Consider the following 3,085-nt stretch of genomic DNA (forward strand, 5'->3'; position numbering starts at 1 on the left):
GCGCCCACATAGAAGCAGCCTTTCGCGAGCGCCTCGACCAGCCCCGGATCGTCGATCTTGGGATCGTGGGTGAGGGCCGCGAAGGCCGTGAACGGATCGAGGCCGAGCCGCGGCAACGCGACGTCTGGCCATTCGGCCACGACCTCGACGCCCGGGAAGCGCTCCGGCGCGGCGAAGGCCTCGCGCGGGTCGAGCACGGTCACCGCGTGGCCCGCGGCCGCCGCCATCGGCGCGAGCGCCTGCGCGACATGGACGGCTCCGAGGATCACGAGGCGGGGCGACGGGCGGTGGACGTTCAGGAACACCGGGCCTTCGGCGGTGTCGACGACGCCGCTGCGGCCGAGCCGGACCGCCTTCTCGATCTCGCCGGCGAGCGGGTCGCCGGCCGGATCGAGGACCAGACGTTGGGCGCCCGACTTCAGCTCCGTCGCCACCACGACGGCGCGGCGTTCGGCGCGCGCGGCGTTGAGGCCGCGGAGCAGGTCGAGCCTCATGCCACCTTCTCGACCAGCACCTTGATGCGGCCGCCGCAGGAGAGCCCGACGCGCCAAGCGGTCTCGTCCGCGACGCCGAACTCCAGCATGCGCGGATTTCCGCTCTCGATGACGTCCGCGGCCTCCGCCACCACCGCGCTTTCGACGCAGCCGCCCGAAACCGATCCCTCGAAGGCGCCGTCGCGGTCGATCACGAGATGGCTGCCGGCAGGCCGCGGGGCCGAGCCCCAGGTCTCCACCACGGTCGCGAGCGCGACTTCGCGGCCCTCGCGGGCCCAGGCCTCGGCGATCGTCAGCGGGTCGGAGATGGCGGTCATGGCGGTCGCCGCATGTCGTGGATGGTCACCCGCAGATAGCCGCCACGGGCCCGTTCCGCAACGCGGAGCGAGGCGTCACTTCGCCGGCGGGACCAGCGCGAGCTCGCTCATCAGCCTGCGGGTGCGCGCCACCACGTCGGCGGCCGAAGGCTCGACGCCGGTGGCGACCGAGGCGAAGATGACGTTGCGCTCGGAGCGCTCCACCCAGCCGACCGCCCAGGCGGCGCCGTCGCAAGCTCCGGTCTTCCACGCGACCGTCGAGTCGCCGAGACGTTCCGTCGCCGCGATCTCGACGGTGCGCGCCTGAGACTCGGCGGAGGTCGGCAGTTCGCCGCGCTTCAGTCGGGCGAGAAAGTCGACCTGTTCGACGGCGCTCAGAACGAGGCCGTTCGCGTTCTCGCCCCGGCCGATCCGCTCGACCCGGTCGCCGACCTCGGCGTTGCCGTAGCGCATGGCGGCGAGCGCCCGGGTGAAGGCCTCGGAGCCGATCCGGCGCGCGACCTCCTCGAACACCCAGGGCACCGGCTTGCGGAACGCGTCGCGCAGATTGACGCCTTCCGGCGGGTCGGCCTGGAGCGGCGGGTTGCGCTTCACCGGAACATTGGCGTCCGGGACCACGCCGCGGTCGAGGGCGATCACGGTCGCCGCAAACTCGAAGGTCGCGCAGGGCGGAAGGCGGCGCTCGCAGGCGGCCCTGTCGCTCACCGCGGTGCCCGCTCCGGGCGCGACGTCGCGCAGCGCGACGCAGGCGTCCACGCCCTCGAAGGCGCGGCCGAAGGCCGACGGCAGATCGACAGGCCCCTCCGCCCCGGCGCGCTGCGGCGCCGCGAAGGCGACGCTGAGCGCGCAGGCCAAGGCCAGCGGACGAACTGTCAGCAGCCGCAAGGCCCCTTCACGCCTCCCCGTTGCGCCCGACGCGATCGCGCCGGGCGGGCGCCCGTCGCCGGGATCAATTGTTTGATACCTTTTCGCAGACTCACGCATTTCAAGTCCCGACCCCGCGCTCCGGCGCAGGTTGTGGCCGGCGCGCGGCGCGGCGGGACATTCCTCCCCGCGACCCGAATACCTTCTTGGGCCCGCCCTGTCGCGCGACCGATCGTCCGCGAAACGCCCGGCTGCGCGTTGTCGGACATAGAACGCCTTGCTAAGACTGCTCAACGAACGCGCGCGCCCAGCGATCGGGCGCCCGTCTCGGCCGACGTCGCGGACGACGCGCCGCAATGGAACCAGGGGAGAGACGCCGGCTGATGGAATATTTCGCCCAGCAGCTCATCAACGGCGTCACCCTCGGCTCGATCTACGGCCTCATCGCCATCGGCTACACGATGGTCTACGGCATCATCGGCATGATCAACTTCGCCCATGGCGACGTGTTCATGATCGGCGCGTTCCTCGCGCTCATCGTCTACCTCGCGCTGATCGCGATTGGGATCACCTTCGTCCCCCTCGCTTTGTTCCTGGTTCTGATCGTCGCCATGGCGCTGACCGCGCTCTATGGCTGGACGGTCGAGCGCGTCGCCTACCGGCCGCTCAGGGGCTCGTTCCGGCTCGCGCCGCTGATCTCGGCGATCGGCATGTCGATCTTCCTGCAGAACTACGCGCAGGTCGCGCAGGGCGCGCGCTTCAAGCCGCTGCCCCCGGTCGTGCCCGGCGGCTTCCAGTTCGGCGCGGCGGAAGGCTTCGTGGTCAACGTCTCCTACGTGCAGATCATGATCGTGGTGACCACGATCGCGCTGATGGCGGGCTTCTCGACCCTCGTCGCCAAGACGCCGCTCGGCCGCGCCCAGCGAGCCTGCGAGCAGGACCGCAAGATGGCGGCGCTGCTCGGCGTCGACGTCGACCGCACGATCTCGCTGACCTTCGTGATGGGCGCCGCCCTCGCCTCGGTCGCGGGCCTCATGTACCTGCTCTATTACGGGGTCGTGGACTTCTACATCGGCTTCGTGGCCGGCGTGAAAGCCTTCACGGCCGCGGTGCTCGGCGGCATCGGCTCGCTGCCCGGCGCGATGATCGGCGGCCTGTTGATCGGCCTGATCGAGACCTTCTGGTCGGCCTATTTCTCGGTCGAGTATAAGGACGTCGCGGCGTTCTCGATCCTCATCATCGTGCTGATCTTCCTGCCCTCCGGCCTGCTCGGCCGCCCCGAAGTCGAGAAGGTCTGATGGCGATGGATATTCGTCAGCCGCTCGACAAGGCAGGCGCCGTTCTCCCTCCCCTTTCGAAGGGGAGGGTGGACTTGGCCGCAAGGCCAAGGCCGGGTGGGGATCGGGCAGG

General features: G+C 70.5%; 4 protein-coding genes. 1 reads left to right on the top strand and 3 read right to left on the bottom strand.

From position 1 onward, the window contains the following. The 3 genes from EK403_RS12725 to EK403_RS12735 all read right to left on the bottom strand — a co-directional run. Positions 1-494, bottom strand: a 494-nt coding sequence (locus EK403_RS12725) for an XdhC family protein (RefSeq protein WP_128777907.1), incomplete at its 3' end; no start/stop codon positions are given. Further along, positions 491-811: an XdhC family protein gene (locus EK403_RS12730; protein ID WP_128777855.1), complete on the bottom strand. Its 321-nt coding sequence runs from the start codon at positions 809-811 to the stop codon at positions 491-493. The genes EK403_RS12725 and EK403_RS12730, both read right to left, overlap by 4 nt. Positions 812-886: 75 nt before the next feature. After that, complete coding sequence (locus tag EK403_RS12735) at positions 887-1,696, bottom strand: penicillin-binding transpeptidase domain-containing protein (RefSeq protein WP_164919593.1); 810 nt, start codon at positions 1,694-1,696, stop codon at positions 887-889. Positions 1,697-2,058: 362 nt separating this feature from the next. Between EK403_RS12735 and EK403_RS12740 the strand changes: the two genes are divergently transcribed. After that, entirely contained in the window at positions 2,059-2,973 is a 915-nt protein-coding gene (locus tag EK403_RS12740; RefSeq protein ID WP_128777857.1) for an ABC transporter permease subunit, read from the top strand. Positions 2,974-3,085 lie beyond the last annotated feature (112 nt).

This window comes from Hansschlegelia zhihuaiae (assembly GCF_004103825.1).
Classification (GTDB): Bacteria; Pseudomonadota; Alphaproteobacteria; order Rhizobiales; family Methylopilaceae; genus Methylopila; species Methylopila zhihuaiae.